At 66.6% G+C, this 25,679-nt stretch carries 32 protein-coding genes; 15 read left to right on the top strand and 17 right to left on the bottom strand.

Features of this window, described 5'->3' with window-relative positions; all coding sequences use genetic code 11:
* Positions 1-38: 38 nt before the first annotated feature.
* Together G6N42_RS22810 and G6N42_RS22805 are read right to left on the bottom strand one after the other, a co-directional pair.
* Positions 39-308 (bottom strand): hypothetical protein, encoded by a 270-nt coding sequence (locus G6N42_RS22810; protein ID WP_163733239.1) that lies wholly within the window; start codon positions 306-308, stop codon positions 39-41.
* 116 nt (positions 309-424) lie between these two features.
* Positions 425-778: an STAS domain-containing protein gene (locus G6N42_RS22805; protein ID WP_163733237.1), complete on the bottom strand. Its 354-nt coding sequence runs from the start codon at positions 776-778 to the stop codon at positions 425-427.
* Positions 779-928: 150 nt separating this feature from the next.
* On the opposite strand from G6N42_RS22805, the gene G6N42_RS22800 reads away from it, so the two are divergent.
* The 5 genes from G6N42_RS22800 to G6N42_RS22780 are packed head-to-tail and all read left to right on the top strand — an operon-like array spanning position 929 to position 5,507.
* Entirely contained in the window at positions 929-1,807 is an 879-nt protein-coding gene (locus G6N42_RS22800; RefSeq protein ID WP_163733234.1) for an STAS domain-containing protein, read from the top strand.
* Positions 1,808-1,831: 24 nt separating this feature from the next.
* The gene (locus tag G6N42_RS22795; protein ID WP_163733231.1) at positions 1,832-2,248 is read left to right on the top strand and encodes an STAS domain-containing protein; all 417 of its coding nucleotides are present in this window, start codon (positions 1,832-1,834) and stop codon (positions 2,246-2,248) included.
* Positions 2,238-2,648 (top strand): anti-sigma regulatory factor, encoded by a 411-nt coding sequence (locus tag G6N42_RS22790; RefSeq protein WP_163733228.1) that lies wholly within the window; start codon positions 2,238-2,240, stop codon positions 2,646-2,648. The genes G6N42_RS22795 and G6N42_RS22790 overlap by 11 nt, the downstream gene beginning before the upstream one ends.
* Positions 2,641-3,264 (top strand): SpoIIE family protein phosphatase, encoded by a 624-nt coding sequence (locus G6N42_RS22785; RefSeq protein WP_163733225.1) that lies wholly within the window; start codon positions 2,641-2,643, stop codon positions 3,262-3,264. Before G6N42_RS22790 ends, G6N42_RS22785 begins: the two co-directional genes overlap by 8 nt.
* Entirely contained in the window at positions 3,261-5,507 is a 2,247-nt protein-coding gene (locus G6N42_RS22780) for a SpoIIE family protein phosphatase (protein ID WP_163733222.1), read from the top strand. The genes G6N42_RS22785 and G6N42_RS22780 overlap by 4 nt, the downstream gene beginning before the upstream one ends.
* On the opposite strand, the gene G6N42_RS22775 is transcribed toward G6N42_RS22780, so the two are convergent.
* Complete coding sequence (locus G6N42_RS22775; RefSeq protein ID WP_174262136.1) at positions 5,485-6,378, bottom strand: DMT family transporter; 894 nt, start codon at positions 6,376-6,378, stop codon at positions 5,485-5,487. The two genes, G6N42_RS22780 and G6N42_RS22775, sit on opposite strands and share 23 nt — an antisense overlap.
* A gap of 146 nt (positions 6,379-6,524) precedes the next feature.
* Here G6N42_RS22775 and G6N42_RS22770 point away from each other — a divergent pair, with 146 nt between their 5' ends.
* Entirely contained in the window at positions 6,525-6,869 is a 345-nt protein-coding gene (locus G6N42_RS22770) for an aminopeptidase (protein ID WP_163733219.1), read from the top strand.
* Here the strand turns inward: G6N42_RS22770 and G6N42_RS22765 are convergent.
* Positions 6,866-7,159: a hypothetical protein gene (locus tag G6N42_RS22765; RefSeq protein ID WP_163733216.1), complete on the bottom strand. Its 294-nt coding sequence runs from the start codon at positions 7,157-7,159 to the stop codon at positions 6,866-6,868. The two genes, G6N42_RS22770 and G6N42_RS22765, sit on opposite strands and share 4 nt — an antisense overlap.
* Before the next feature lie 171 nt (positions 7,160-7,330).
* Here G6N42_RS22765 and G6N42_RS22760 point away from each other — a divergent pair, with 171 nt between their 5' ends.
* Together G6N42_RS22760 and G6N42_RS22755 are read left to right on the top strand one after the other, a co-directional pair.
* Positions 7,331-7,594, top strand: a complete 264-nt coding sequence (locus G6N42_RS22760) for a hypothetical protein (protein WP_163733213.1) — start codon at positions 7,331-7,333, stop codon at positions 7,592-7,594.
* A 66-nt stretch (positions 7,595-7,660) separates the two neighbouring features.
* A complete protein-coding gene (locus G6N42_RS22755) occupies positions 7,661-7,930 on the top strand; it encodes a hypothetical protein (RefSeq protein ID WP_163733210.1) in 270 nt (89 codons plus the stop codon).
* A gap of 33 nt (positions 7,931-7,963) precedes the next feature.
* Here G6N42_RS22755 and G6N42_RS22750 read toward each other — a convergent pair whose 3' ends face one another.
* The 7 genes from G6N42_RS22750 to G6N42_RS22720 all read right to left on the bottom strand — a co-directional run bounded on the left by G6N42_RS22750 (position 7,964) and on the right by G6N42_RS22720 (position 14,086).
* Positions 7,964-8,608, bottom strand: coding sequence for a TetR/AcrR family transcriptional regulator (locus G6N42_RS22750; protein ID WP_163733204.1), 645 nt, complete (start codon positions 8,606-8,608; stop codon positions 7,964-7,966).
* A gap of 4 nt (positions 8,609-8,612) precedes the next feature.
* Positions 8,613-9,914: an MFS transporter gene (locus G6N42_RS22745; RefSeq protein WP_163733199.1), complete on the bottom strand. Its 1,302-nt coding sequence runs from the start codon at positions 9,912-9,914 to the stop codon at positions 8,613-8,615.
* 83 nt (positions 9,915-9,997) lie between these two features.
* A complete protein-coding gene (locus G6N42_RS22740) occupies positions 9,998-10,417 on the bottom strand; it encodes a hypothetical protein (protein ID WP_163733196.1) in 420 nt (139 codons plus the stop codon).
* Positions 10,414-11,673: a DUF58 domain-containing protein gene (locus G6N42_RS22735; protein ID WP_163733193.1), complete on the bottom strand. Its 1,260-nt coding sequence runs from the start codon at positions 11,671-11,673 to the stop codon at positions 10,414-10,416. Before G6N42_RS22735 ends, G6N42_RS22740 begins: the two co-directional genes overlap by 4 nt.
* 6 nt (positions 11,674-11,679) lie before the next feature.
* A complete protein-coding gene (locus G6N42_RS22730) occupies positions 11,680-12,642 on the bottom strand; it encodes an AAA family ATPase (RefSeq protein WP_163733190.1) in 963 nt (320 codons plus the stop codon).
* The gene (locus G6N42_RS22725) at positions 12,639-13,124 is read right to left on the bottom strand and encodes a hypothetical protein (protein WP_163733187.1); all 486 of its coding nucleotides are present in this window, start codon (positions 13,122-13,124) and stop codon (positions 12,639-12,641) included. Before G6N42_RS22725 ends, G6N42_RS22730 begins: the two co-directional genes overlap by 4 nt.
* Positions 13,121-14,086 carry a DUF4129 domain-containing protein gene (locus tag G6N42_RS22720; RefSeq protein WP_163733184.1) on the bottom strand — a complete coding sequence of 322 codons (966 nt, stop codon included), beginning with the start codon at positions 14,084-14,086 and terminating at the stop codon, positions 13,121-13,123. The genes G6N42_RS22725 and G6N42_RS22720 overlap by 4 nt, the downstream gene beginning before the upstream one ends.
* Positions 14,087-14,155: 69 nt before the next feature.
* On the opposite strand from G6N42_RS22720, the gene G6N42_RS22715 reads away from it, so the two are divergent.
* Positions 14,156-14,815: an O-methyltransferase gene (locus tag G6N42_RS22715; RefSeq protein WP_163733181.1), complete on the top strand. Its 660-nt coding sequence runs from the start codon at positions 14,156-14,158 to the stop codon at positions 14,813-14,815.
* Here the strand turns inward: G6N42_RS22715 and G6N42_RS22710 are convergent.
* A complete protein-coding gene (locus G6N42_RS22710) occupies positions 14,799-15,620 on the bottom strand; it encodes a hypothetical protein (protein ID WP_163738012.1) in 822 nt (273 codons plus the stop codon). The two genes, G6N42_RS22715 and G6N42_RS22710, sit on opposite strands and share 17 nt — an antisense overlap.
* 27 nt (positions 15,621-15,647) lie before the next feature.
* Here G6N42_RS22710 and G6N42_RS22705 point away from each other — a divergent pair, with 27 nt between their 5' ends.
* Positions 15,648-17,558, top strand: a complete 1,911-nt coding sequence (locus tag G6N42_RS22705) for a potassium transporter Kup (RefSeq protein WP_163733179.1) — start codon at positions 15,648-15,650, stop codon at positions 17,556-17,558.
* A gap of 106 nt (positions 17,559-17,664) precedes the next feature.
* Here G6N42_RS22705 and G6N42_RS31605 read toward each other — a convergent pair whose 3' ends face one another.
* From G6N42_RS31605 to G6N42_RS22690, 3 genes are read right to left on the bottom strand one after another with little or no spacing between them, the layout of a single operon-like run.
* Complete coding sequence (locus G6N42_RS31605) at positions 17,665-17,853, bottom strand: integrase core domain-containing protein (RefSeq protein ID WP_350310135.1); 189 nt, start codon at positions 17,851-17,853, stop codon at positions 17,665-17,667.
* A complete protein-coding gene (locus tag G6N42_RS31300; protein ID WP_232076265.1) occupies positions 17,829-18,560 on the bottom strand; it encodes a hypothetical protein in 732 nt (243 codons plus the stop codon). Before G6N42_RS31300 ends, G6N42_RS31605 begins: the two co-directional genes overlap by 25 nt.
* 38 nt (positions 18,561-18,598) lie before the next feature.
* Positions 18,599-18,943 (bottom strand): helix-turn-helix domain-containing protein, encoded by a 345-nt coding sequence (locus G6N42_RS22690; protein WP_163729789.1) that lies wholly within the window; start codon positions 18,941-18,943, stop codon positions 18,599-18,601.
* 91 nt (positions 18,944-19,034) lie between these two features.
* Between G6N42_RS22690 and G6N42_RS22685 the strand changes: the two genes are divergently transcribed.
* Both G6N42_RS22685 and G6N42_RS22680 read left to right on the top strand, forming a co-directional pair.
* Positions 19,035-20,657, top strand: a complete 1,623-nt coding sequence (locus G6N42_RS22685; RefSeq protein WP_163733176.1) for an HNH endonuclease signature motif containing protein — start codon at positions 19,035-19,037, stop codon at positions 20,655-20,657.
* 62 nt (positions 20,658-20,719) lie between these two features.
* The gene (locus G6N42_RS22680) at positions 20,720-21,070 is read left to right on the top strand and encodes a TFIIB-type zinc ribbon-containing protein (protein WP_163733173.1); all 351 of its coding nucleotides are present in this window, start codon (positions 20,720-20,722) and stop codon (positions 21,068-21,070) included.
* A gap of 9 nt (positions 21,071-21,079) precedes the next feature.
* On the opposite strand, the gene G6N42_RS22675 is transcribed toward G6N42_RS22680, so the two are convergent.
* Together G6N42_RS22675 and G6N42_RS22670 are read right to left on the bottom strand one after the other, a co-directional pair.
* Complete coding sequence (locus tag G6N42_RS22675) at positions 21,080-21,838, bottom strand: phosphotransferase family protein (RefSeq protein ID WP_163733170.1); 759 nt, start codon at positions 21,836-21,838, stop codon at positions 21,080-21,082.
* Positions 21,839-21,850: 12 nt separating this feature from the next.
* Complete coding sequence (locus G6N42_RS22670) at positions 21,851-22,321, bottom strand: carboxymuconolactone decarboxylase family protein (protein WP_163733168.1); 471 nt, start codon at positions 22,319-22,321, stop codon at positions 21,851-21,853.
* Here G6N42_RS22670 and pdxR point away from each other — a divergent pair.
* The 3 genes from pdxR (at position 22,320) to dprE1 (ending at position 25,677) form a co-directional block, all read left to right on the top strand.
* The gene (pdxR, locus tag G6N42_RS22665; protein ID WP_163733163.1) at positions 22,320-23,789 is read left to right on the top strand and encodes a MocR-like pyridoxine biosynthesis transcription factor PdxR; all 1,470 of its coding nucleotides are present in this window, start codon (positions 22,320-22,322) and stop codon (positions 23,787-23,789) included. The genes G6N42_RS22670 and pdxR overlap by 2 nt on opposite strands.
* Positions 23,790-23,813: 24 nt before the next feature.
* Positions 23,814-24,212, top strand: a complete 399-nt coding sequence (locus G6N42_RS22660) for a GtrA family protein (protein ID WP_163738010.1) — start codon at positions 23,814-23,816, stop codon at positions 24,210-24,212.
* Between the two features lie 64 nt (positions 24,213-24,276).
* On the top strand, positions 24,277-25,677 hold the full coding sequence (gene dprE1, locus G6N42_RS22655; RefSeq protein WP_163733161.1) for a decaprenylphosphoryl-beta-D-ribose oxidase: 1,401 nt from the start codon (positions 24,277-24,279) through the stop codon (positions 25,675-25,677).
* Positions 25,678-25,679 lie beyond the last annotated feature (2 nt).

Below are 25,679 nucleotides of genomic sequence, written 5' to 3'. Positions count from 1 at the left end.
CCAACCAGCGTACTTACGAGAAGTCCGCCCAGCCGGTGCTAGCCGGTTCGGGGGTGGGTTGCCGACGGGGCCGGCGGTGCGATCACCGACGGGGAGAACGGGTTGGGGCCACCGGGCTCCAGGCGCGGCGCCTTCTCCGTCGGCTCGACCGGCGCGGCCGACGTCGTGGTCGTCTCCGAGGTGGTGGTCTCGGTGGTCTCGCTCGGTGCCTCTTCTTCGCTGGAGCACGATGCGGTGAGCACAACCATCGCGGTGACTGCAGCGCCGCCGGCGATGGCCGCCACGCGGCGACCCAAAACTGACCTCATGTCACAGTCCTTACTGTCCCGACTAATGCCAGCTGCTACCAAGATCAAACCGGCATTCGGAACTTTAGCCGAACGCCGAGCAGGCCGCCCGACGAATTCTCCGTTGGCGATCGCGATTAGCCAGCAACCGAAGCCTTCGCTTCGGCGACCGACGATGAGAGCGACAGAACCTGGTCCAAACCGGTTAGCTGGATGGGCCGACTCGTGGCGGGCCCATCGGCGACAACCGCGAATCCTGCCGACCCTCCGATCTTCTCGTGAGTGGCCACCAACGCCTGCAGCCCCGCCGACGCGAGGAAGTCCACCGCAGAGAGGTCGACGATCAGCGCCTTGGGCCGCTGGGCGAGCGCGTCCGCGATGGCCGCCTCGAACGCCGGGATGGTGGCCAGATCTATTTCGCCGCTGACCGCAAGCACAGCGACGTCGTCGTCGTAGCTGACCGAGGTGGTGATCAGATCCTTGGCGGGCACAGCTTTCCTTTAGTCAGCGCCGCAACTGGTCACGGCAGTGGGCCGAGCTTAACCTCTTGTCGCCGAACGATAGATCGTTGCTTCCACACCGCAGCCCCAGACCCGCAAGCTAGGGTCGAAACAGCAGCGGAAAGCCGGGAGGTTTCTTCGATGTCCGATCCGACAGATGTGGCCACCGCGAGCGTCTCGACCGAAGGCCTGTTACCGCAACTGGTGGAGCACCTCAGACAGAACCGCACCGCGCTGCGCGAGGAGTGGGCACGCAGGATCACCGAAGCGGAGCTGCTGACCGCGATGTCGCCCGAGGAGATCTTCTCGGAGGCGACCACGGTGTACGACAGCTACGTCGAAGTGCTCGAGACGGGCAGTGTGGAAGCGCTGCAGGACTACGCACGCGATCTGTCCGAGCGCATCATCCCGCGCGGTGTGGAGACCAACGAGGTCGTCGGCATCGTGCTGCTGCTGCGCGACGTGCTGGCCCGCTCGCTGTTCGAGAAGTACCAAACCGACTTCGAACTGCTCAACCGCGTGCTCGACGCGTACGAGCCCGCCGCGAACCGCATCGCCAACACCGTGGCCGTCGGATTCGTGCAGGAACGCGAGCGCATCATTCGCCAGCAGCAGGAAGCGATCCGCGAGCTGTCGACACCGGTGCTGCAGGTGCGCGAGCAGCTGCTGATTCTGCCGATCATCGGTGTGCTCGACAGCCAGCGCGCCCGCCAGGTGACCGAACAGCTGCTGCGGGCGATCCGCGCCAACCGCGCCAAGGTCGTTGTCATCGACATCACCGGCGTGCCCACCATCGACTCCACGGTGGCCAACCACCTCGTGCAGACCGTCGACGCGTCGGGCCTGATGGGCGCCAGCGTGATCATCACCGGTCTGTCGTCGGAGATCGCGCTGACCCTCGTGACGATCGGTCTCGACCTGTCGAAGATGAACGCCGTCGGCGACCTGCAGGGTGGTATCGAGGAGGCCGAACGGCTGCTCGGCTACGAGGTGACCCGCACCGGCGAGCAACCCGGGTAACGCGAGGCACGGCGCAGGTTCTTCATGGCAGTTCCCATCCTCAAGCAGGGCACGATCCTGATCGCCTCGGTGCAGGCCGCGCTCTCGGACTCCGACACCGAACAGCTTCGCCATGACCTGATGGAGCGGGTCAGCCGATACCGTGCGCACGGCATCATCGTCGACGTGACCGCGATCGATGTCATGGATTCGTTTGCAGCCCGGTCACTTCGAACGATCGCGCATATGACCCGGCTGCGCGGTGCGGACACGGTGATCGTGGGCCTGCAGCCCGAGGTGGCGTTCGCCATGGTCCAGTTGGGACTCACGTTCGACGACATGCACACCGCGCTGGATCTGGAAGAGGGCCTTGCTCTCCTCAATCGGAATCTGCCGAATCGGAAGCTCGAGGATCGGAAACCGGCGATCGGACGCGACCCCGGAAATGTCCATGCCGACTGACTTCGTGGTCGACATCAACGACTCCGACGACATCGTCACCGCGCGGCAAGCGGGGCACGAACTCGCGAGGCAGCTCGGATTCTCGCTGACCGACGTCACGATGATTGCGACGGCGATCTCCGAAATTGCGCGCAACATAACGAGTTACGCCGGTCGAGGCGAGGTCCGCGTCGGAGTTCAGCTCCGCGACGGCAGGCAGGCGTTGGTGGTGAGAGCCGAGGACGACGGTCCCGGCATAGCCGACGTCGAACGCGCACTTGACGACGGATACTCCACCGGACGCGGACTCGGGCTCGGACTGCCCGGTGCGCGCAGGCTGATGGATCGACTGCAGATCGAGTCGGAGTTGGGCCGCGGCACCGTCATCGAGATGTGGAAGTGGATACCCGACAATGTTTAGGCATGGCAAGTTCGGGCCCATCGAATGGGCCGCGGTTCGCCGCCCCCGACCCGGGGAGGTGGTGTGCGGCGATCATCCGGTGGCATTCGACATCGGCGACGGTGCCGCACTGTTCGGGGTGATCGACGGTCTGGGCCACGGCGAGGCGGCGGCTGCGGCCGCGCAGTTGGCCGCCGAGGTCGTGGACCAGGGCCGCGCCGACCCGCTGGATGTGTTGATGCAGCGCTGCCATCTCGCTCTGATCGACACCCGCGGTGTAGCAATGACATTGGCCAGCATCGACTTCGATGCCAACGAGCTGAGTTGGATCGGTATCGGTAACGTCGCGGCCGATCTCGTTGCCAAGCACCCGAGCGGAATCGCAGTTCGTTCCTCTGCGCTACTGGTGGGGGGCATCGTCGGATACCGGATACCGCAGACCCTCACCACCGCTCAGGTGCCGATCTCCCCCGGCGACCTGCTGGTCATGTCGAGCGACGGCATCGCCGAACAACACCTCGACGACATCGACTTCGCCGCCCACGCAACGACAATCGCCGAACAACTCGTGGGCCGCTACGGTAGGGAGACCGACGATGCGCTGGTGCTGGCGGCCCGTCATCGAGGTACCTCATGAGCGACGATCCGGCTGCCGAGGACTTCTATGCGCAGTACGCCGCGGCGCTGACCGAGTACGTCCGGTCGGGGTCCGAGGCCAGTCTGGCGGTTGGACACGAACTCGGTAGGCGCGCGTTGAGCGACCGGATGAGCATGCTCGAAATCATCGAGAACCACGCTCGATTCGTCGTGGAGATCAAGCAGGACATGTCGATCGATCCCGACGCCCCGCTGCAGTTCCTGTTGCAGGCACTGGCGGCACATGATGTGGCTACCCGTGGATTCCTGGACGGCACAAGGCGTTACGAACAGCAGCGTGCCCGGGCGGAGGATCTGGCCGACCGCGACGAGTTCCGCGATGCAGTGGTGAATTCGCTGCAGGAGGGTTTCTTCGTCGCCGATCACACCGGGGCCATCGTCGAGATCAACGATGCGTTCGTCGGCATCACCGGTTACGGTCAGGACGACCTGCCGTACCACCACCCCTACCCGTGGGTGACCGACGAGACCGCGACGAATCAGCGGCTGTCCTTACTCAGAGAACAAGGTTCCTTCGCCACCGATACCGCGATCCGTCATCGCGACGGAACCGTTCGATGGGTGGCGATCAGCATCAACGCGGTCAGGGAGCAACGCCACGATCATCACGCCTACGTCGGCACCATCCGTGACATCACCGCGACCCGCGCCGTGGCGGAGCGAGAACGAGCGGTGGCACGGTTGGCCACCGCGGTCAGCGTGGCCCGAGACGTGGACGAGGTGTTGTCGGCCGCGCTGACCCAGTCCCGCTCTCGGCTCGACACGCAACGCCTGATCGCCGTCGTGTGGCCACAGGGCGACGGCGATCCGGTCGTCCACACCGCAGGCGAGCCCGCTGTTTCGAATTGGCGTGATCTCGACGAGGATTGGCGGCGCACCCTCGACGATGCCCGCGACTGGTTGCCTTTGACGGTCACGCCGGTCGGAGCCGCGCCCAGCGCGGGGACGACGCGCGGGTTCGTGGCGGTGACCTCGGGCGCGCGCGACGTCGTCGTATGCCTCGAGCACCGCGTTCCGCGCCGGGTCAGCGATGAGGACCGTCAGCTCGTCATGGCGTTGTTCGGCCACATCAGTCTGGCCATGCAGCATGTGCGACAGTTCGAGATCGCGCGTGAAACCTCGCTGACCCTCCAGCGTTCGCTGCTGCCCGCAACCACGCTGCCCGTCGGCTGCGCCGTGCGGTACGAGCCCGCGGTTCCTCCGTTGGAGATCGGCGGCGACTTCTACGACGTGCTTCCGGTCGGCGAAAACCGTATCGGCATCATCGTCGGCGACTGTGTGGGCCGCGGTCTGGCCGCCGCGGCGGTCATGGGCCAGTTGCGCGCGTCGACGCGCGCCCTGCTGCTCACCGGCGCTGAACCCGCCAGGGTGCTCGAACAGCTCGACTCGGTGGCCGAGTTGATCCCAGATGCGTTCTGCGCCACGGTGTTCGTCGCTGTCGCCGACCTGGACTCCCATACGTTGCGCTATAGCAGTGCCGGCCACGTACCGCCGGTGTTCGACAGCGGTGCGGAGCGCCCGGAGCTGCTCACCGATGGTCACTCGGTGCCGCTCGCGGTGCACCGGGACGAGCCCCGACCGCAGGCCTCGCGCTCGTTGGCGGCCGGTTCGACCCTGCTGCTGTACACCGACGGCCTTGTCGAGCGGCGTGACGAAGCGATCGACGATCAGATCGACCGCGCCGCCGAGGTGGTGTCCGAGACCGCTGACCTGCCGGTCGAAGCGGTGGCCGACGAGATACTGCGCCGGCTCGCTCCGGAACGGGGCTACGACGACGACGTCGCGATCGTCGTGTACCGATGCCCGCCGTCGGCCTTACTGATCGACGACGACGCGGCGCCGAGGCAGTTGAGCGACGTCCGGCACCGGTTGGCGGAATGGTTGCGCACCAACCATGTCGAGTCACCGCTCGCGGACGACATCATCCTGGTGGTCAACGAAGCCTGCACCAACTGCGTCGAGCATGCGTATCGGGGACAGGATCCGGGGCGCATGCGCGTGGAGGCCGAGGTGCGCGACGGCCAGGTCCGCGTCAGCGTCGTCGATTCGGGTTCGTGGAAGACGCCGCCCGACGACCCCGGGACCCGCGGCAGGGGCTTACTGCTCATCAGCTCCGTCAGCGATCACGTCGATGTCGTCGGAACGGACGACGGGACGTCGGTGCAGATGTCGTTCCGGCTGCCTACAACCGAGGGGATGCTCAGTGCTCCCGCTTCGCGATAGCGGCCTCGAGTTCTTCTTCCAGCGCACCCTCTTCGCGTCCGAGTGCCACGGTCGCGGCCAGCATCGCGAGTAGCGCGACGGTGATCGCGACGGCTTTGACGCCGTTGACGTCCATGTGCTCGCCGAGCACCACGGCGCCCAGCACCACGGCGACGAGCGGTTCGAGCACCAGCATCGTCGGCACCGACATCTGCAAAGAACCCGCGTGAAATGCCGACTGCTGCAACAACACCGCGATGACGCCGACCACCACGAGCAGATAGACCCCCGGCGAGGTGAAGACGGTCCGCGCCCCGTCCTCGGTCAGCATGTACATCACGAGCTTGGTGAGCATCGCGACGACGCCGAAGAGCACACCCACCGCCACCGCGAGCAGGACCGCCCGTCGCCACCCGGGATTGCGGATCGCGACGAACACACAAAGCGACACCGCCACGACGCACACCACGGCGACGATCAACGTGAGCGGTACCGAGGCCTCGTAGTCACCGGCACTGGTCTTGGCCAACAACACGAACACTGCCAGGGAGGCGGTGAGCAGCAGCGCCCACAGCCACTCACCGCGCGTGACCCGGCGATTGGCCAGCCGCGCGCTCAGCGGGAGCGCGAACAACAGCGCCGAGACGAGGATCGGCTGGACCAGCAGAAGTGACCCGAAGGCCAGCGCGACAGCCTGGAACGCGAAGCCGGCGACCGCCGCGGCGGTCCCGGCCCACCACAGCGGACGGCGGATCAGCGTCAGGACCATGGTGGGGCTGACGCCCTTGTCCTCTGGGACATCCATTGTGGCTCGCTGCCGGACCACGATGCCGACGGCGAGGAACAGCGCTGCGAGGAAGGCGAACAGCACCGCCAGCCCATGGCCTACCAAAGGGGATCAGCTCCTCTAAAACGTTACGGACCACTGCCGGCACATCCGACAAGGACAACATATGGGGCGTTGTACCCATTTGCCGACCGCGCCGCCCTGTACTTCATCGAGGTTTGGCCTCCGGTCGAGTGGGCATTAAACCGAGCATGAATCTGCGACGGTTGGTTTTGCTGGCAGGGGCGGTCGTGCTGCTCGTCGGTGTCATCGGTCTGCTCATGCCCGTCTCGGTGGCCGGACCCGAGGGCCAGAGCATCGGCTGCGGCAACGCCATCGCCGCCGACGACTCGGCCGCCCGTGAGGCGGACAACAACAACCCGGTGAATCTGCCGATCCTCAACGAGGTCATTCCGCACACGGATTACGCGGCACTGTGCTCGTCGGCGGTGTCGCAACGGCGCACCTGGGCCATTCCGGTCGCGATCGTCGGCCTGGTGGTGATCGCCGGAGGCTTCTTCGTCGGTGGGCGCGCGGGCAGTACCCGCACCGTCTAACCGGCTTCGCGCACGGCGACCAGGTGCGGGCGTCCGGCAGCGGGCCGCCCATCGTGCGGTGCCGCTGACGGCGCAATCCTGTCGTTGACCCCTGCGACCGCGGCATCGACCCGGTCCACGGCCCGGTCGCACAATCCGCGGACTTTGTCGCTGGCCGCGTCGACGTCATCGGCCGCACTGAGCAGGTAAGCGCGCATGTTGAGGCGCACCCGCTCACCCTTGGCCCTCAGCCGACGCCGCAGCCGATCGTCAACCTCGACCGTGACGTAGGGCAACACCCGAAGCTTCATGTCCCCACAGTAACGGGGACGTCGCTTGACAGGCAGCCAGCGACATTTTGGACTAACTGGACCTTGTCGTCTACCGGATGACCTGCTCATGCCCGCTGACCAGGCTTGAGACGTTGACTTCACGCTTTTTTGGACGATATAGTTCAGTTACCATACAGATAGGACTTAACCATGCAGTCAGTTCTCGGTCGGCGCTTGACGGCGGTCGCCGGTGGCGCCGCGGTCACCGCGATGGTCGTGCTCACCGCATCGTGCGCCCAAGAAGAAGAGCAGGCGCCCGAGACCACCACGACGACAACCACCACTAGCACCACGGCACCGGCCTCACCAACGGAGAAGGCGCCGCGCCTGGAACCCGGCGGCCCCAACCCCTTCTCCCCGACGGTGATCGCTCCGCCCGCGCCCACAGCGACGCACCCCCGCACGGGCAGCTGACATCCGTCAGGCCCGCGCGCTTTTTGGACGATATAGTTCAGTTACCTCACAGATAGGACATCAGCCATGAAGTCAGTTCTCGGCCGGCGTATCGCGGCGGTCGCCGGTGGCGCCGCAGTCACCGCGATGGTCGTGCTCACCGCATCGTGCGCCCAAGAAGAAGAGCAGGCGCCCGAGACCACCACCACGACGACCACGACCACCACCCCGGCCACCACCGCACCGGTCGAGCCGACGGAGAAGGCGCCGCGCCTGGAACCCGGCGGCCCCAACCCCTTCTCCCCGTCGGTGATCGCACCTCCCGCGCCAGAGGCAACCCCTGGTCGGCACCGCTAGCCGCGGTTTCACCTTCGACGTTCGCGGTCGCCGTCAGCGCACTGTTTCGGCGGCGGCCGCGAACGACGCCACATGGCCTATCGCCATGTCCAGCGCCGCCTGCATCAGTCGCGGGTCGCGGCCGGTCTGCGACAGTAGGTAGCCGCCTTCGACGGCGGCGAGCAAACCTGTTGCAAGAGAACCGGTCTCCGCCTCCGCACGCAAGACGCCGCTGTCACGCATACGCTCCAGAGCCTCTCTGAGTAGCGTCTGCCATTCCGTGAAGTGCTCGGAAAGTGAGGCCCTGGCCTTATCGTCGGAATCGGCTAATTCCGCAGCCAGAGAACCGAGTTCGCATCCCCAGAAGCCGCTGCGCAAGGCGCACCGCTGCACCATGGCGTCGCGCCACTGATACAGCCCGCGGAACGAGTCCACCTTCTCCAGACGCAGCCGCTGCCACGACAACACTTCGTCGGCCCGCTGCGTGATGACCTCGTAGACCAGCTCGCCCTTGTCCTCAAAGTGTTGGTAGAACTGGGATTTGCTTGTCGAGCTCGCCGCGAGGACATCGTCTATCGTCGTCGCCGCGACGCCCTGAACGTGCATCAGTTCGGCGGCCGCAAGGACGATCCGGCTCCGTGTCGCGGCACCTCGAGAAGTCAGTCGAGGCCGCGATGGAGGATCGGATTGTTGCGGCACATACTCACTCTAACGCTGTCGCGAGGCTGCGGTCGCTGGTCTGCGGAAGCGGCCGCGCGGCCGTCTCTCGCAGTGTCAGAACCGCTGCGAGTGAGATGACCGCCGCGGCGATCAGGTAGATCGGCGGTGCCGTGTTGTCACCGGTTTGCACCGTGAGCCAGGTGACGACATACGGCGTCGTGCCGCCGAATCCTGCGACGCAGATGTTGTAGCCGATCGAGAACCCGCTGTAGCGCACGCTCGTGGCGAACAGCTCGACACCGGCGGACACCGCGGTCGACACGTAGATCGACTCGATGGCCGCCAGCAGGCAATGGGCGGCGATCGCGGCGGCCAGCGACCCGGAATTCAGCAGCAGGAACAACGGGTAGGACAGGAGCACAAAGGCCACCGACCCGGCGATCAGGAGCGGCTTGCGACCGATACGGTCGGACAACGCCGCGAGCGGAAGGATGAGCACCAGCGCGACGAACGTCGCCAGGGTCATCGACGTGAACGCCTCGGTCTTGGAGAACTTCAGCGTCACGATCAGGTAGGTCTGCAGGAATGTGAACACCACGTAGTACCCGACGTTGAACACGATGAACAGGCCGATCACCTGCAGGATGGACCGCCACGACGTCGTCACCGCTTCACGCAGCGGCGACGTGGCGACCTGGTTGGTCTTGCTGAGTTCAGCGAACTGTGGGGTGTCGTCGAGGCGCAGCCGGATATACAGGCCGATGAGGCCGAGCGGCCCCGCGATGAGGAACGGAATCCGCCAGCCGTAGCTGTTCATCGCGTCGGCGGGCAGCAGTGCCTGCAGCAGCGTCACGGTCACGGATCCGAGGAGAAACCCGAGGACCCCCGACCACGCCATGAACGTGATCGTCACGCCCCGGCGTTTCTCCGACGCGAACTCGGCCAGGTAGACAGCGCCGCCACCGTATTCGCCGCCGGCCGAGAACCCTTGCAGACAGCGCAGGAAGAACAGCAGCAGCGGGGCCGCGACACCGATCGAGGCGTACGTCGGAAGCAGGCCGATGGCCACGGTCGCGCCCGACATCAGCAGGATGACCACGGCGAGCACACGCTGCCGCCCGATCCGATCGCCGAGGGGGCCGAACACGAAGCCGCCCAGCGGACGCATGAAGAAGGCAGCCGCGAAGATCGCAAACGTTTTCAGCAGCGCCGCCGTCTCGTCGCCGGCCGGGAAGAAGTTCGCCGCGATGAAGGTCGCCAGAAATCCGTAGATCGCGAAGTCGAACCATTCGACGGCGTTACCGATCGATGCACCGGTGACGGCCTTGCGGACATCTGACGGCATGGTGACTTCTCCCGAATTTAAGCGTCCCGCTGAGCATTTCGCTTACCAACCCACAGGGGTTGTGCCAGACAAAGATAACGCGATCAGGACTGCCGCTGCGCCCAGAACGGTCGCGTCACCAGGGCCACCAGTGCGACCATCACCAGAGGCGCCAGCAGCGGAGCCCACGCAAGCTCCAGCGGCAGTGTCACCGCCGCCAGGCCCACCGCCGTAAACCCCACGGCACCAATGACGGTCGGCGCGGTGATGGCCGCGGTGTGCCGGAGCACCAGGTAGCAGGCCGCGCAGAGGCCCGAAAGCGAGGCAAGCATGGCCGGCGATTCGTTGAGCACCAGAGCGGTGGCGGCCAGCAGTACCGCCAGGGTGGCGGCCGGACGAAAGACGTTGCCCACCAATATCCCAAGCGTGGACAATGCCGCCGCAATCAAGGCCGCGTCATCGGCTTGCACCGCGGCTGCGGCGACCATCACCAAGCCGAAGGCCGTCGACAACGCGCGGTTCATCGCCGTCCCCGCACCGAACGCCGGTGATCGGGTACCAACTGCATGACCGTGTCGAGCGTGTCGACGGCGCGCCAGGTGACGATGTCGACCCCGACTGTGCCCATGTCGCGATACATGAATGACCGCTGCAGCGACCACATCCTGGCGACGACGCTGTCGCATTCCTTCTCGAACGGTGCACCTTCGAGGACGTCGACGGCGACCACGGTGTGGCCGCGCCTGCGAAGGTCGATCAGCGCCAACGCGAACTCGGTGTCGAGCAACGTCGAGAACGCGACGACGATCGCCCCCGGCGGAACCGCCGCGCGCGGCGCCAGCGTGCCGGGTGTCGTGTCGTAACCACCGTCAACGGCGAGCACCGCGTCGAGCACCCGGTAGAACTGCCGCCGACCGATGTCGGCGCCGAGCCAGCGCGGCCGACGGTCCCCGAGCGCGACGACCCCGGCTCGGTCACCGCTGCGCAGCGCGCTCTGCACGACCTGAACGGCACCCCGCACGGTGCGGTCGGTGGCTTCGGTGGCCGGCCCGGCGGGCTGCGGATAGTTGTCCACCAGCACCACGACGTCGGCGGCGCGGTCGGTCAGTCGCTGCGTGACGTGCAGGCTGCCGCGGCGTGCGCTCACCTGCCAGTTGACCGTCCGCAGGTGATCACCGGGCACGTACCGGCGGACGTCCGCGTACTCCACGCCGGGCCCGATGTGCCGGGTGAGGTGGGTACCCAGTCGGTCGAGCAGGTCGGTGCGCGGAATCGATGTCGGCTGCGGCGGCGCCATCGGGAACACGTAGATGTCGGCGGCATCCACGACGGCTGAGCCCCGCAGCAGCCCGCCTCTCGCACGCACCGTCACGCTACCCAGGATCGGGTACCGGCCCCATCTCGCGGCGGAGACGGTGTGGCATTCGCGAGAGCCGTTTTCCGCCTCGTCAATTCGCATCCCGGGTACGACCTCGACCGCGAGGGCAAGCGCGTCGTAATCGGTCTCAGGATCGGCGGTCGCCCAGACCCGCACCTGTGCGGTCTCTGATTCGAAGCAGCGGTGCACACCCGGATCGGCATGCACCACGACCCTGGGAACAGGGCGCTGCCAGCCGACCGAGCACACCACCCCCAACAGCGGTGCAGCGAACGCCACGAGCTGCCAGAGCGAGGCGATCACCGCCACTGCCAGCAGCACTGCGACGCAGGTGAGGATCGCGAGTGTGAGTGACGATGGGCGCCAACGTAATTGAGCCTCAGTAGAACGGGTCTCGATCACAGCCGATCATCCGTTGGTCCGTGGCACCGGAAGCCGCCGCAGCAGCTCCTCCACCACGTCGCTGCCGTGCACCCGGCGCACCCACATCTCCGGACGCAGGCTGATACGGTGCGCGATCGACGGTACCGCGAGGGATTTGACGTCCTCGGGGATCACGTAGTCGCGGCCGAGCAGCAATGCCCGTGCACGAGCGAGCTGGACGAGGTCCAGTTCCGCCCGGGGGCTCGCGCCGACCGCGACCTGCGGATGCTGACGCGTCGCGGCGGCCAGGGACACCACGTAGCGGAGTACATCGTCGTGGACGGTGACCTCTTCCACCGACTCCCGCATCGCGAGCAGTTCGTGGGCATCGACGATCTGGTGCACGGTGGGTTCGGCAGCGCCCCGGTCGATGCGCCTGCGCAGCATCGAGGCCTCCTCCTGCTCGGAGAGGTAGCGCAGTTCGAGCCGGATCGTGAACCGGTCCAGCTGCGCCTCCGGCAAGGGATAGGTGCCTTCGTACTCGATCGGGTTGTCCGTGGCCAGCACGATGAACGGGGCGGGCAGCTGATGGGTGACGCCGTCGATGCTGACCTGCCCCTCGGCCATTGCCTCGAGCAGCGCCGCCTGGGTTTTGGGCGGGGTGCGGTTGATTTCGTCTGCGAGAAGCAGGTTCGTGAATATGGGTCCGGACCGGAACTCGAAACGGCCCGACTGCATGTCGTACACCGTCGACCCCAGCAGGTCGGCGGGCAACAGGTCCGGGGTGAACTGCACCCGTTTGAAATCCAGGCCCAGGGCGGCGGCGAACGACCGTGCGATCAACGTCTTGCCGAGCCCGGGCAGATCCTCGATCAGCACGTGACCGCCTGCCAGCACGGTGGTGAGAATCAGGGTGAGCGCACCGCGCTTTCCGACCACCACCCGGCCGATTTCGTCGAGAACCGACTCGCAGTTCGCCGTGGTGGTCCTGCCAGCATGTTCGGTCACACCCGCTCCAGCCGTTGCAGTATTTCGTCCAATGCCGTTCGCCCGGGCCCTGGTTCGTCGAGGCCACTTCGTGCCACGTTCTCCGGATCGACCCACACCCAGAGGTCGGCGCCGAACAACATCAGTCCGGTGGCGTTGTAGGCGGCGCGGTTCTTGGACCGCTTCTGACCGGTGGCCATCTCGAATTGCCGGGCCAACGTCGGCCGCAGGTGACGGTCCCAGTCCCTTCGGGTGGCGTCCGATTGACCGATCAGCGTCTCGGTGCGAGACAGCCAGCGGCGCAACGACTCTGCCGCATCATCGATGTATTGCTCCTCGTCAATGAGAGCGGTTTCGCGTACCAGATACCAGCGCAGGCCCAGCAGCGCGCAGGCGACGGCGATGCCAGACATGATGAGGATCAACCCCCGATCGGGTCCGGCGAGCGCCAGCAGCTCGGCACCTGCCACCAGCAGGACTCCAGCTGCGACAATCTTTTTCATGCGCTGCTCCTCGCGGCGCCATCCGGGAGTTCGGCGAGCACACGCTCCAGTACGCTCACGGCCGCGTCACGATGCTCTTCGGTCATCACATGCGGGGAGAACCTCGCCTCCTCGAACAACTCGACGAGTTCGGTCGCGCTGTCGGCCCGCAGGGCACGGTTGTGCACGGCCCGGGCCAGCACCTCGGAGGGGGTGTCGCAGTCCTGTGGGACCGCACCCGGCACGCGGGTCAGCTCGCGTTCCATCGCGGCATAGCAGGCGATGATCGCCTCACGCGGTTCCCTGGTGCGGTCGCCGATCTCGGCAAGCCCGACTTCCGCCGCGCGGACGAGGGAAGCACCCGCCGCCGGAGCCTCGGCGGCGGCGGGGATGTCGTCGTCGCCCAGGTACTGCACTGCGCTGCTTCGTTGCCGCTTCGACACGACCGCCGTCCCGACGACCACCAGCACCATCAGGATCAGCATCGGCGGGATCAGGTACCCGATCACATCGGTGTCCGGTTCAGCTTCGTCGTCGACGGGGGCCGGTCTGGTGGTGGTGTCCGGCGCCTGCGTACTGGTCTCCGGGGCCGTCGGCGCGTCAGATGCGGGTTCGGGAGGCCCGCCGAGCCGCGTCAACAACAGCACCAGCAGCAGCCAGCCGAGGACCAGGCCCGCCACGATCAGGGTGAACCGCAGGCTGGGCCGACCCCTGGTACGCAATGCCTGGGGCAGATCTCCCCGCGCCGCGGGCCGCGGCGTGCGATCGCGCAGCCGGGCGATGATCGCGAACCCGATGATCGCCACCGCGGCACACACCATCACGATGACCACGATCAGCGCCGCCGGATTGCTCGGCGGCCGTTCGCGCTCGGAGATCGGTTCGCCGCCGCCGGGGATGTAGCCGCGCAGCGCCACGGCGGCAACGATCATGAGCGCGATCACCGCGATCACGCGCTGTGTCGACCTGTCGATACCGGTCATGGCCCTCGTTCTCATCCTGGCACGCGGCCGCTCAGGAACCGCTCAGATCGGATGGATACGTTCGTAGGTGTGACGTCCACACTTGCAGACCCGAAAGTCGCCGCCGCCCTCGATCGCATGTTCGCCGAGTCGGCCGCGCAATTCGCCGCGATGCGCGACGGCAGCACCGACTTCTCGAGGCTGGCGTCGGCCACGGCCCAGGAGCGGGCGGACGCGTTCAGCGACTACTACCTGCCGGTCACCCAAGATGCGGGTCGGCTGCTGTATTCGTTGGTGCGCGCGGCCCGGCCGACGACCGTCGTCGAGTTCGGCATGTCGCTCGGAATCTCGGCGATCCACCTCGCGTCGGCGGTTCGCGACAACGGCAGCGGCCGCGTCGTCACCACCGAGCTCAGCGCCGCGAAGGTGGCGGCCGCGAAGAAGACGTTCGCCGAGGTCGGTCTCGACGACCTCATCGAGGTGTTGGAGGGCGACGCGCTGTCCACGCTCGAGAAACTGTACGGGCCAGTGGATTTCGTGCTTCTCGATGGCTGGAAAGAGCTCTACGTGCCGGTGCTCGAACTCCTCGAACCGCGACTGTCGCCGGGCACGCTCGTGGTTGCGGACAACACCTCGATGGCCGAGCTGGCACCGTATCTCGAGTACGTGCGCGAGCCGGCGAACGGCTACGTCAGCGTGACCTTTCCCGCGCGAGACGCCGACAGCATGGAGATCAGCTGCCGCGCGTAGCTTTCTTCGCTTCCTTCACGACGTTTGCGGCGTCCCGGCTGGCCTGCTTCGCCTGTTGGTAGGCGTCTTCGGCTGCGGTGAGCGCACTTTCGGCGTCCTGCAGCCGTCGGCGTGCGTCGTCGCGGCGTAGCCGGGCGGTCGCCAGGTCGGATTGCAGTTCGTTCAGTGCGTCGTCGGCTTCGGCCTTGGCGCGTTCGGCGGCGGCCAGTTCGGCGCGTGCCTGCTGTCGCCTGCGGCGTTCTTCGGCGGCCTTGTCGTCGCCCTTCTTAGCGGCAGGTGGAGCCGGCTCGGCTTTGGGCTCTTTCTTGCGAGTCGGCTTGAAAACGATTGCGGTGTCGCCGAACTCACCGAAACCTGACCACTGCTCGGCTTTGGTCAGGCGGCCGAGGCGCGCGGCGACCTCGGGATCGGCGATCGCCGCCTGCAGGGTGGCGGTGACGTCGTCGCGCAGCGTGGCCGTCGCGTTGAGCTCGGATGTCTCGAATGCGGCGCGCGCCAATTCGTCGATGAGGCGACGCTGCTCGGCGGTCAGCTCCCGGATGACGGTGCCGTCCATGCCGGCATGGGCGGCACGCAGTCTCTCCCCCAGGCCGGTGAGCCGACCCCTCACCGCGGGATCGTTGAGCACGAGCACGTTGACGACGTGAGCTGCGGTGGTGGGCTTGCGCGCCGCCGCGATCTGCTTGGCGGCTTCGGCGTCGCCACGCTTCTTCGCGTCGGCGGCGAGCTTGGCGCGCAGCGCGGTGAAGTCCTGGAGTTTCGCGGCATACAGCGCGTCCAGGTCTGCGAGATCACCGTCGGCCATATCGCCCACCACCGTATTCTCCCAGGTGTGGACCGACCAGCCGGCACCCAGGCGCTGCGGCTGGGCGTGATCATCGCCGCGCTGGGTGTGGTCTTCGGCGACATCGGCACCAGCCCGATCTACACGCTCCAGACGGTGTTCAACCCGAACGACCCGCATCCCGTTCCGGTCGCCGACAGCCACGTCTATGGCGTGGTCTCGCTCATCTTCTGGTCGGTGATGATCATCGTCACCCTCACCTACGTCACGTTGGTCATGCGCGCCGACAACAACGGCGAGGGCGGCATCATGGCGCTCATCACGCTGCTGCGGCGCTGGACCGGTCGCCGGGGCCGACGCACCTCGGCGGTACTCGCCGCGGCGGGGCTGTTCGGCGCCGCGCTGTTCTTCGGCGACAGCATGATCACGCCTGCGATCTCGGTGCTGTCGGCCGTCGAGGGCATCGCGGTGATCGATCCCGAATTCAGAGACTTCGTCGTGCCGATCACCGCCGTGATCATCGTGGGACTGTTCGCGGTGCAGAGCCGCGGCACCGCGACGGTCGGCCGCTTCTTCGGCCCGGTGATGATCCTGTGGTTCACGGCGATCGGCGCCTGCGGGGTGCACGGGATCGTCGACAATCCCGAGATTCTCAAGGCGTTGTCGCCGACGTACGCGCTGGAGTTCATGGCCGGCCACTTCCACATCGCGTTCTTCGCACTCGCCGCGATCGTGCTCTCGGTCACCGGCGCCGAGGCGTTGTACGCCGACATGGGTCATTTCGGCCGACGCGCGATCACCTACGGCTGGCTGGGTCTGGTGCTGCCCGCATGCACACTGAACTACTTCGGTCAGGGCGCGCTGGTGTTGGGCGACGAGTCCACAGTGGCCGCGCCGTTCTTTCTGCTGACGCCGGAGTGGGCGCGAATTCCCATGGTGCTCTTGGCAACAGCGGCGACGGTGATCGCGTCGCAGGCGGTGATCACCGGCGCGTTCTCGGTGGCGTCGCAGGCCGCGCGGCTGGGTTACCTGCCAAGGCTGCGTATCGAGCACACGTCCGCGTCGACCATCGGCCAGATCTATGTGCCGTGGATCAACGCCGTACTGATGGTCGCGGTATTGATCCTCGTGTTCGCGTTCCGCAGTTCGGCGGCGTTGGCGTACGCGTTCGGCATGGCGGTGACCGGAACGATCACGATCACCACCACGCTGTTCTTCTACTACGCGCGGACCCGCTGGGGATGGCCGCTGTGGAGCGTACTGGTCGGCGGCGGCCTGTTGCTCGTGGTCGATCTGATGTTCTTCGCGGCCAACCTCACCAAGCTGGTGCACGGCGCATGGCTTCCGCTGACCATCGCCGTTGTGGCGTTCACCGTGATGACGACATGGCAGACGGGTCGCCGAATCGTCACGCGCGCAAGGGAAACGGCCGAAGGGTCGTTACGGGAGTTCGTCGACGAGCTGGTGCATCGGGATCCGCCGCTGGTTCGCATTCCCGGCACGGCGATCTTCCTCGATCGGGGCCGCGAGACCGCGCCGTTGGCGATGCGCGCCATTGTCGAGCACAACCATGTGCTGGCCGAGCACGTCATCGTTCTGTCGGTCGTGACCGAGAATGTGCCGCGACTGCCCGACTCCGAGCGGATGACTCACGACGACCTCGGCTATGCCAGTGACGGGATCGTCCATGTGGCAGCGCGTTTCGGATACATGGAGCGGCCGATCGTCCCGCGCGCGCTTGCGCTGCTGAGTTCCGACGACACCGAGGGTCCCTTTGATCTGGAGAACGCCTCGTACTTCCTGTCGAAGCTCGACCTGTGCATGGGCGACGCGCCGACGATGCCGGCGTGGCGCAAGCGACTGTTCATCGCCACGTCGCACATCACCGCCGATGCGGCCGCGCACTTCGGGCTGCCGCTGAGTCGGACGGTCATCGTCGGCTCCCGAATCGAGGTCTGAGCCCTGACGTTGTCCCCTACCTGCCCGACGGGGTTATCCCCAATGGCGGTTTTGTCCACAGGTTGGGTTGAGCTGGTGGTTCGGAGTCGTGGGCGCGTGTCTTGAGTCAAGAAGGTGGCAGGGTTTTGCTGTCGAGGTAGGCCTGTTTTGGGGTGCGGTCGGCCAGGGCTTGGTGTGGTCGGATGGTGTTGTAGATGATGCGGAATCGATGGGTTTCCATGTCGAGTGCGTCGCCGTCGCCGATGTAGCCGCGGAAGAGATGCTCGTATTTCAGGGTTTCGAAGAATCGCTCGATGACGCCGTTGGTTTGTGGTGATTTGATGCGTGTGCGGATGTGGCGCAGGAGCGGATCATGGCCGGTGAACAGGGTGTGGAAGTCTTTACCCCGGTAGCAGGGACCGTTGTCGGACACGATCGCAATCGGTGCAGGGCGTGGCCGATGACGTTGTCCTCGGCGTCAAGGACCTCCATTTCGCCGCGGTCGACTCGCAGGTCGGTGAGGTTCAAGATGCGGGTGGCTTCCTCGACGGCCAACCGAATGCAGTGCACGGCGTCGCGGCCGCGGCTGGTGGGCGTGACGGTGATGGCCAGGCAGTATTTGGTGACGTAGTCGATGACGGCACTAATTCGCCAGATCCCGCCGTGGGCGGTCTCGAACTCGGAGAAGTCGGTCTGCCACACCCGGTTGCGCTCAGTCGGCGGATCGTGAAATACCCGGCGGCGCAACGCAGCCCAAGACTTTCGATCGGCCCGAAAGCCCTGGGGTAACAGCAGGCCACGCCGCAGCGCGCGTTGCACCGACGAGTTGGTTACGTCGTGACCATCAGCGCGCATCAGTGCGGCGATCTTGCGGTAGCCCCAGGCCGGCCACGCCTCGGCGTACTTCGCCGCGATCGCTTCGATCCGGTCGACGACCGGCGCCGGCCAAGGCCCCTTGGCCGGGTCACCAGCGCGCAGTCGGGCCAGCCGGCGGCGATAGGTCCGCTCGGCGATGCCGGCCAATGGCGCGAACCTCGAAACCGGCAGACCTGCTGCTTCTCTTAGGGTTTCGAGGTCCTGGAAGGGACCTGATCGGCCAAAGCTGCACCGCGCTGCCAGATCCGCAGCTGCACCGTGGCTTCGGCCAGCGCGAGTTTGAGCTGCTCGTTTTCCATCCGCAGCCGACGCTGCTCAGGGCTACCCGCGCCATGCGCGGCGCCGCTGGGCACCTCCTGCAAGCGTTGGGCCCCAGCCTCAAGGAACTGATGCTTCCACTTCGTCACCTGAGTCGAGGCCACCCCACACCGCCGGGCCGCCTCAGCACAGGTCATCTCACCGGCTAGAACAGCCAGCACCAACCGGGTCTTCTCCTCGGCAGCAATCTTTGTTCGTCGCGATCTGACCATGACCCACTCAACCTCCTCAACATCAGCCGCGTATGCACAACGCGACCTTGCCAAGAAGTTTGAGTCAGTGGACGCGGTTAGTGTCGAATACATGTTCGATCAACTCGTCGAGGCAGCCACCCGCAGCCGGGGTGTCGCGGCGGTGGGCGCGTGGGCGCGGGTCGAGAACGCCGCCTGCGCGCGCCGGCTGTTCGCCTGCGCTGATGAACTCGAACGGATGCTGGCCGCCGACGGGTCCGACCATCGCGAGCAGTGGTGTCTGGACAACTGGGGCGCGGTCGCGGCGTCGATCGCCGCCGCGCAGAACGTGTCGCTGGGGGTGGCCTCACATCAACTGCTGATCGCCGACGCCCTACGCCAGCGCCTACCACGCGTGAGCGAGGTGTTCGCCGCCGGAGCGATCACCTACCGGCTGGTGTCAGCGATCGTGGCCCGCACCCGCCTGATCAGTGATCCGGACGCGATGGCCAAAGTCGACACCGAGATCGCCGCCCAGGTCCAAGACTGGGGATCGCTCTCGGCGGCCAAGACCGACACTCAGATCGACTACTGGGTCGACCGCTATGACCCCGCCGCGGTACGGCGCACCGAATACTCCGCGCGCAGCTGCGGTGTCGACATCCACGACCCGCAGGACGGATCAGGTGTGGCGTTCATCGAGGGCCGGCTCATCGTCACCGACGCCGAAGCCCTCGACCAACGGTTAGACGCGATCGCGCGCACCGTGTGCGAGAACGATCCGCGCACCCTGGACCAACGCCGCGCCGCGGCCCTGGGCGCGCTCGGGCACAAAGCTGACCGCCTGGTGTGTGGATGCGACAACCCCGACTGCGACGCCAGAAACGCCACACCGAGTGCGGTCGTCGTGCACGTCATCGCGCACGAGGAGTCGCTCACCGATGGCACCCCGGTGCAGTTGGACGGGCACGAACCCGTTGACCCCGACCAAAAACCGTGGCAGGAGATGACCTGGCGAGAACTGCTGGCCCCCCGCCCACCCGAACCCAAGGTCATCGCCCACACCCCACCGGCGGCCATCATGGGTCGCGGGATGCTGCCCGCCCCCGTGTTGGCGGCCAAGATCGCCGGTTCGGCGAAGATCGTCCCGATCGTGCATCCCGGCGACAAACCCCCCGAGCCGCGCTACCTCCCGTCGGCGGTGTTGGCCACCTTTGTGCGGTGTCGGGATATGACGTGCCGGTTCCCGGGGTGTGATCACCCCGCCTATGGCTGCGACATCGACCACACCATCGCCTACCCCACCGGGCCGACCCAGGCGTCCAACCTCAAATGCCTATGCCGAAAACACCACCTGCTCAAAACATTCTGGGACTGGCACGACCAGCAGTTCCCCGACGGCACCGTGCAGTGGACCTCACCGCAGGGCCAGACCTACACCACCTATCCCGGTAGTCGACTGCTGTTCCCCACCCTGTGCCGACCCACCGCACCGGTCACCGTCACGCCCTCGACCGCCACCACCGACCCGGCCGCCCGTGGGCTGGCCATGCCGCGGCGCACCCAGACCCGCCGCCAGAACCGCACCCAAGCCATCACCGACGAACGCCGATCCAACCAGGCCCTCATCCACGCCGGAGCCCTCGAACGGATGCGCAATCAGGACACGGGCCAAGACCCCGGAAGCGCTGGCGACGACACATACCTTCCGTTCCGGCCCCGACCCCCAAGCGACCACGACCCAGCACCGTTCTGAGCGCAGACACACCGCCTTCAGGCTCCCAGGCACTTCCCAGGTTGCTCTAGCGTTATCGCGATATGAGCATCCCGCCATATGAACCCCCGAAGCCTCCGCCGTCAGCTGGCGCAGGTACCACGCTGCTGTGTCCCAAGTGCGCCGGCATCATGAAGACCTACGAACGCAACGGCATCCACCTGGAGCAATGCGACACCTGCCGCGGCATCTTCCTGGACTTCGGTGAGCTCGAGTCGCTTACGCAGATGGAAAACCGGTTCGTCCAGTCCGCTCCGCCGCCGCCAGCACCCCCGCATCAGGGTTACGGCGGGCAGCAGGGCTACGGCGGCTATGACTACGGCCCCGGCTGGGGTCATCGCGGCAACAAGCACTACCGCAAGCAGGGCTTCGGTCGGCTGTTCTTCTCCAGCTAGCCAACCCGGCTAGCCAACTGAGCTGGCCATCCGTGTGCAGGCCGCCATCAGCAACTCGTCATCGCGATGGTGGGCGGCGGCCTGCACCACCGCGGCCCTGGCGAATGGCTCGAGAACCGGCCACGGGTCACCCTCCGGCAAGGCCGGACCGTCGGCATCGCGATACGCGTCGACGAACGCGCCCCAATCGTCATCGGGGATCAGGCCCGCCGCCCAGAAACCCGCGGGCCGAGCCAGGTCCCACGCCGGGTCGCCGAGCCCGAGATCGTCGACATCGATCAACAGCCACGGCGACCCGGCATCCCTTCTACCGAGCTGGCCCAGGTGGAAATCGCCATGCACTACCGACAACGGCCGTGCCGCAGATCCCGCACGCCACACCGCGTCCGGTAGAACGGCCGCCGCGCGGAGCACCGTGGCGTCGCGATGATCCCGTAATTCATCCATCGCGCGGCGCAACCGCTGCGGCCAACCGTGCGGCGGGATCCGCCCCACCGGCTCCTCACGGTGCAGGCGGGCCAGCAGCCCACCCGCCTCGGCCCACGGCAAAAATTCAGGTTGCGGCACAACGGTTTCCACATACGGCCACTCGGTGCGCCACCGGTCACCGACGGCTTCGGGTACCGCCCGCAACGGTGACAGCAGGGCCGCCGACTCCGCGGCGACCCGCAACCGCATGGTCAACTGACGCGGGTCGGTTCCCGGCCGGTGCAGCTTGTAGACCACGTCACCATCGACGCGGATCTCTGCACCGGACCGGGTCTGCACCCCTCGACCGTATTACCGCGTGGGCGGCTGAACGCGGGCGGCGACGTTGATGCGGTTCCACGCGTTGATGGTCACCGCCATCGCGATCACCTGACCCAGCTCGCGGTCGGAGAACACCCCCGCCGCACGCTGGTACACCTCGTCGGGCACATGGCCGTCACCGAGCTCGGTGATCGCCTCGGTCAGCGCCAACGCGGCCCGCTCGCGTTCGGAGAACAGCGGCCCCGCCTCTTCCCACGCGGCAAGCACGTCGAGCTTCTGCGTACTGACGCCATGCTTGCGCGCATCCCGCGTGTGCATGTCGAGACAGAAGGCGCAGTGGTTGATCTGCGACGCCCGGATCTTGATGAGCTCGCCGAGCTCGACGTCGACGTCCTTGGCCGCCGCATTGCTCAACGCCATCATCGCCTCGTACAACTCCGGCGACGTCTTGTAGATCTTGATTCGTTCCAGGGACCCTGAAGTTTCCAATGTCGTTGTCATGCCCACAACGCTAGTGGGCAAAATCCCATCTTCATGGTTAACTTCAGCCGTGACTTTGTGGGCCAATCCCGGTCGTCGTGACCTGTACCTGGATCTCCGCGAGACCATCACACCCGGCGTCCGCGGCGCCAGGGAACTGCTGCTCACCGCGCTACGCGACGCCGTTCGGTCCGGCCGCCTCGCCGCGGGAACCATGCTCCCGCCGTCCCGGTCCCTGGCCGTCGATCTCGGATTGGCCCGCAACACGGTCGCCGAGGCATACGCCGAGCTCGTCGCCGAAGGATGGCTCGCGTCGCGGCAGGGGGCGGGTACCTGGGTGGTCAACACCAGCGGCGCCCAGCGGCCCGCCCGCCCCCGCGGCACGAACGTGACGCCGACGCACAACCTGATGCCGGGCAATCCGGACGTCGCGGAGTTCCCGCGCAGCGAGTGGGCTGCCGCCACCCGGCGCGCGCTCACCAACGCCCCGACCGAGGCGCTGCGCAGGGGCGACCCGCGCGGCCGGCCCGAACTGCGCGACGCACTCGCCGACTACCTCGCACGGGTGCGCGGAGTCCGAACCTCACCGGAATCGATCCTCATCTGCGCCGGCGTGCGGCATGCCGTGGAACTCATGGGCCGCGTCTTCGGAACCCACCGCCCGATCGCCGTCGAGGCGTACGGCCTATTCGTATTCCGCGACGCGCTCGCCGCGATGGGAATCTCCACTGTCCCAATCGGTCTCGACGACCACGGCGCGATGGTGGCCGAGCTAGACAACCTCGACGTGCCCGCTGTCCTCCTCACCCCCGCCCACCACAATCCCTACGGAATGCCGCTGCATCCCTCGCGGCGCACCGCGGTCGTCGAGTGGGCCCAGCGCACCGACGGCTACGTCCTGGACGACGACTACGACGGCGAGTTCCGCTACGACCGCCAACCGGTCGGCGCGCTGCAGGCGCTCAGCCCCGAACGCGTCGTGTACCTCGGGTCCGCGAGCAAGAGCCTGTCACCGGTGCTCCGGCTCGGCTGGATGGTGCTGCCCACCGACCTCATCGACCCCGTCATCGAGGCCGAAGGCGGCTCCCAGTTCTACGTCGACGGCATCGCCCAACTGACGATGGCCGAGTTTCTCATCAGCGGCGGCTACGACAAACACATCCGCCGTATGCGCATGCGCTACCGGCGACGCCGCGACGTCGTCGTGCAGGCGTTGTCGCACGCCGACATCGAAATCCGCGGACTGGACGCCGGACTGAACCTGACCCTGACGCTGCCCGACGGCGCCGAACAGGAAGTGCTGCAACGAGCCGGCGAGGCCGGCATCGGACTCCAGGGGCTGTCCATCATGCGTCATCCACAGGCCGGCCGCGAGGTCCCGCGCCCCGACGGCCTCGTCATCGGCTTCGGCACTCCGGCCGACCACGCCTTCCCCGCCGCCATCGACGCGTTACGCGCCGTGCTCAACGCCAGCGGAGTGGGTGGCTAAGCTGCCCGGGTGACCGAGCCCCCGATGCGCCCAGACCTGAGTCTCGCGACCCAGATCTGGCGCTTCATCGTCACCGGCGGCTTCAGCGCGATCGTCGACTTCGGCCTGTACGTCCTCCTCTACAAGGGTGCAGGCCTACAACCCGATCTGGCCAAAGTCATCGGCTGGATCGCGGGCACCACGACGGCATACCTGTTGAACCGGCGGTGGACGTTCCAGGCTCCGCCCAGCAGAGCCCGGCTGGTCGCGGTATGGGCGCTCTACATCACGACATTCGTCGTCCAGGTCGGACTGAACCACCTGTTCCTTCGCCTACTGGACTACACACCGACCGCGGTCGTGGTGGCGTTCGTCATCGCGCAGGGCACGGCGACGGTCATCAACTTCGTGGTGCAGCGCGCCGTGATCTTCCGGCTGCGCTGACGCACCCCAATCCACTCAGCGCAGCCGGCCGGGCCGAACCGGGCCGCACGGTACCCTCGTCACGATGTTTGACAACCTTCCGACGACCTCGCGCGCCCTGACCGGGTTCGGGCGCACCGCACCGTCGGTCGCGCAGGTGCTGTCAACACCCGACGTCGAGCTGATCGCCACGGCGGTCCGTGAGGCCAACGATCCCGGTGCGTCGAGCCCGGCATTCCTGCGTCGCGGGGTTCTCGCGCGCGGGCTGGGCCGGTCGTACGGCGATCAGGCGTGCAACGGCGGCGGCCTCGTCGTCGACATGACCGCGCTGAACCGCATCCATTCGATCAGCGCCGACACGGCGCTGGCGGACGTCGATGCCGGAGTGAGCCTCGATCAGCTGATGAAGGCGGCGCTGCCCTTTGGGCTGTGGGTTCCGGTACTGCCCGGCACCCGGCAGGTCACCGTCGGTGGAGCCATCGCCTCCGACATCCACGGCAAGAACCATCACAGCGCGGGCAGCTTCGGCAACCACGTGCTCTGGATGGACCTGCTGATGGCCGACGGCGAAGTACGCACGCTCACGCCCGACGGGCCGGAGAGCGAGCTGTTCTGGGCCACCGTCGGCGGCAACGGCCTGACGGGCATCATCGTGCGCGCCAGCATCGTGATGACGCGCACCGAGACCGCGTACTTCATCGCCGACGGTGTGGCGACCAAAGACCTCGACGAGACCATCGCCGTGCATCTCGACGGCAGCGAGGACCGCTACACCTACTCCAGCGCCTGGTTCGACCTCATCAGCCCGCCACCCAAACTCGGCCGCGCCGCCGTCAGCCGGGGAAGCCTCGCAACGCTGGACCAGCTGCCCCCCAAGCTGGCCAAGAACCCGCTGAAATTCGATGCGCCACAACTGCTGACGGTGCCCAACGTCTTCCCCGTCAGCGCGATGAACAAGCTGTCGTTCATGGCGATCGGCGAGGTCTACTACCGGCTCGGTGGCACCTACAGCGGCAAGATCATGAACCTGTCGCAGTTCTACCACATGCTCGACCTGGTCAGCGGATGGAACAACGCCTACGGCCCAGCAGGTTTCGCGCAGCATCAATTCCTGGTGCCGCCCGATGCGCTCGACGAGTTCAAGGCGATCATCCGCTGGATTCAGACGCGCGGGCACTACTCGGCCCTGAACGTGTTCAAACTGTTCGGACCGGGAAACCGTGCGCCGCTGAGCTTCCCGATGGCCGGTTGGAACGTCGCGATGGACTTTCCCAACAAGGCCGGAGTCAACGAGTTCCTCAACGAGCTCGACGACCGTGTCATGGAATTCGGCGGGCGGGTCTACACCGCGAAGGACTCCCGCGTCAGCGCGGAGAGATTCCACCAGATGTATCCCCTCATCGACGAGTGGATCGCGGTGCGCCGCAAGGCAGATCCGAACGGCGTCTTCGCATCCGATATGGCCCGACGCTTGGAGCTGCTCTAAAC

This window comes from Mycobacterium gallinarum (assembly GCF_010726765.1).
Lineage (GTDB): Bacteria > Actinomycetota > Actinomycetes > Mycobacteriales > Mycobacteriaceae > Mycobacterium > Mycobacterium gallinarum.
Note: the sequence above shows the minus strand (reverse complement) of the source record. Positions and strands in the feature narration are given on the sequence as shown.

Bases quoted from the DNA above. Each gene is read 5' to 3' on its own strand.
- G6N42_RS22710 (WP_163738012.1), bottom strand. From the start codon at position 15,620: ATGGCCGACGGTGATCTCGCAGACCTGGACGCGCTGTATGCCGCGAAA.
- G6N42_RS22670 (WP_163733168.1), bottom strand. From the start codon at position 22,321: ATGACAACGACATTGGAAACTTCAGGGTCCCTGGAACGAATCAAGATC.
- G6N42_RS22760 (WP_163733213.1), top strand. From the start codon at position 7,331: ATGCAGTCAGTTCTCGGTCGGCGCTTGACGGCGGTCGCCGGTGGCGCC.
- G6N42_RS22685 (WP_163733176.1), top strand. From the start codon at position 19,035: ATGTTCGATCAACTCGTCGAGGCAGCCACCCGCAGCCGGGGTGTCGCG.
- G6N42_RS22660 (WP_163738010.1), top strand. From the start codon at position 23,814: ATGCGCCCAGACCTGAGTCTCGCGACCCAGATCTGGCGCTTCATCGTC.
- G6N42_RS22790 (WP_163733228.1), top strand. From the start codon at position 2,238: ATGCCGACTGACTTCGTGGTCGACATCAACGACTCCGACGACATCGTC.
- G6N42_RS22780 (WP_163733222.1), top strand. From the start codon at position 3,261: ATGAGCGACGATCCGGCTGCCGAGGACTTCTATGCGCAGTACGCCGCG.
- G6N42_RS22690 (WP_163729789.1), bottom strand. From the start codon at position 18,943: ATGGTCAGATCGCGACGAACAAAGATTGCTGCCGAGGAGAAGACCCGG.
- G6N42_RS22810 (WP_163733239.1), bottom strand. From the start codon at position 308: ATGAGGTCAGTTTTGGGTCGCCGCGTGGCGGCCATCGCCGGCGGCGCT.
- G6N42_RS22770 (WP_163733219.1), top strand. From the start codon at position 6,525: ATGAATCTGCGACGGTTGGTTTTGCTGGCAGGGGCGGTCGTGCTGCTC.
- G6N42_RS22785 (WP_163733225.1), top strand. From the start codon at position 2,641: ATGTTTAGGCATGGCAAGTTCGGGCCCATCGAATGGGCCGCGGTTCGC.
- G6N42_RS22745 (WP_163733199.1), bottom strand. From the start codon at position 9,914: ATGCCGTCAGATGTCCGCAAGGCCGTCACCGGTGCATCGATCGGTAAC.
- dprE1 (WP_163733161.1), top strand. From the start codon at position 24,277: ATGTTTGACAACCTTCCGACGACCTCGCGCGCCCTGACCGGGTTCGGG.
- G6N42_RS22725 (WP_163733187.1), bottom strand. From the start codon at position 13,124: ATGAAAAAGATTGTCGCAGCTGGAGTCCTGCTGGTGGCAGGTGCCGAG.
- G6N42_RS22795 (WP_163733231.1), top strand. From the start codon at position 1,832: ATGGCAGTTCCCATCCTCAAGCAGGGCACGATCCTGATCGCCTCGGTG.
- G6N42_RS22720 (WP_163733184.1), bottom strand. From the start codon at position 14,086: ATGACCGGTATCGACAGGTCGACACAGCGCGTGATCGCGGTGATCGCG.
- G6N42_RS22765 (WP_163733216.1), bottom strand. From the start codon at position 7,159: ATGAAGCTTCGGGTGTTGCCCTACGTCACGGTCGAGGTTGACGATCGG.
- pdxR (WP_163733163.1), top strand. From the start codon at position 22,320: ATGCCCACAACGCTAGTGGGCAAAATCCCATCTTCATGGTTAACTTCA.
- G6N42_RS22740 (WP_163733196.1), bottom strand. From the start codon at position 10,417: ATGAACCGCGCGTTGTCGACGGCCTTCGGCTTGGTGATGGTCGCCGCA.
- G6N42_RS22680 (WP_163733173.1), top strand. From the start codon at position 20,720: ATGAGCATCCCGCCATATGAACCCCCGAAGCCTCCGCCGTCAGCTGGC.
- G6N42_RS22755 (WP_163733210.1), top strand. From the start codon at position 7,661: ATGAAGTCAGTTCTCGGCCGGCGTATCGCGGCGGTCGCCGGTGGCGCC.
- G6N42_RS22800 (WP_163733234.1), top strand. From the start codon at position 929: ATGTCCGATCCGACAGATGTGGCCACCGCGAGCGTCTCGACCGAAGGC.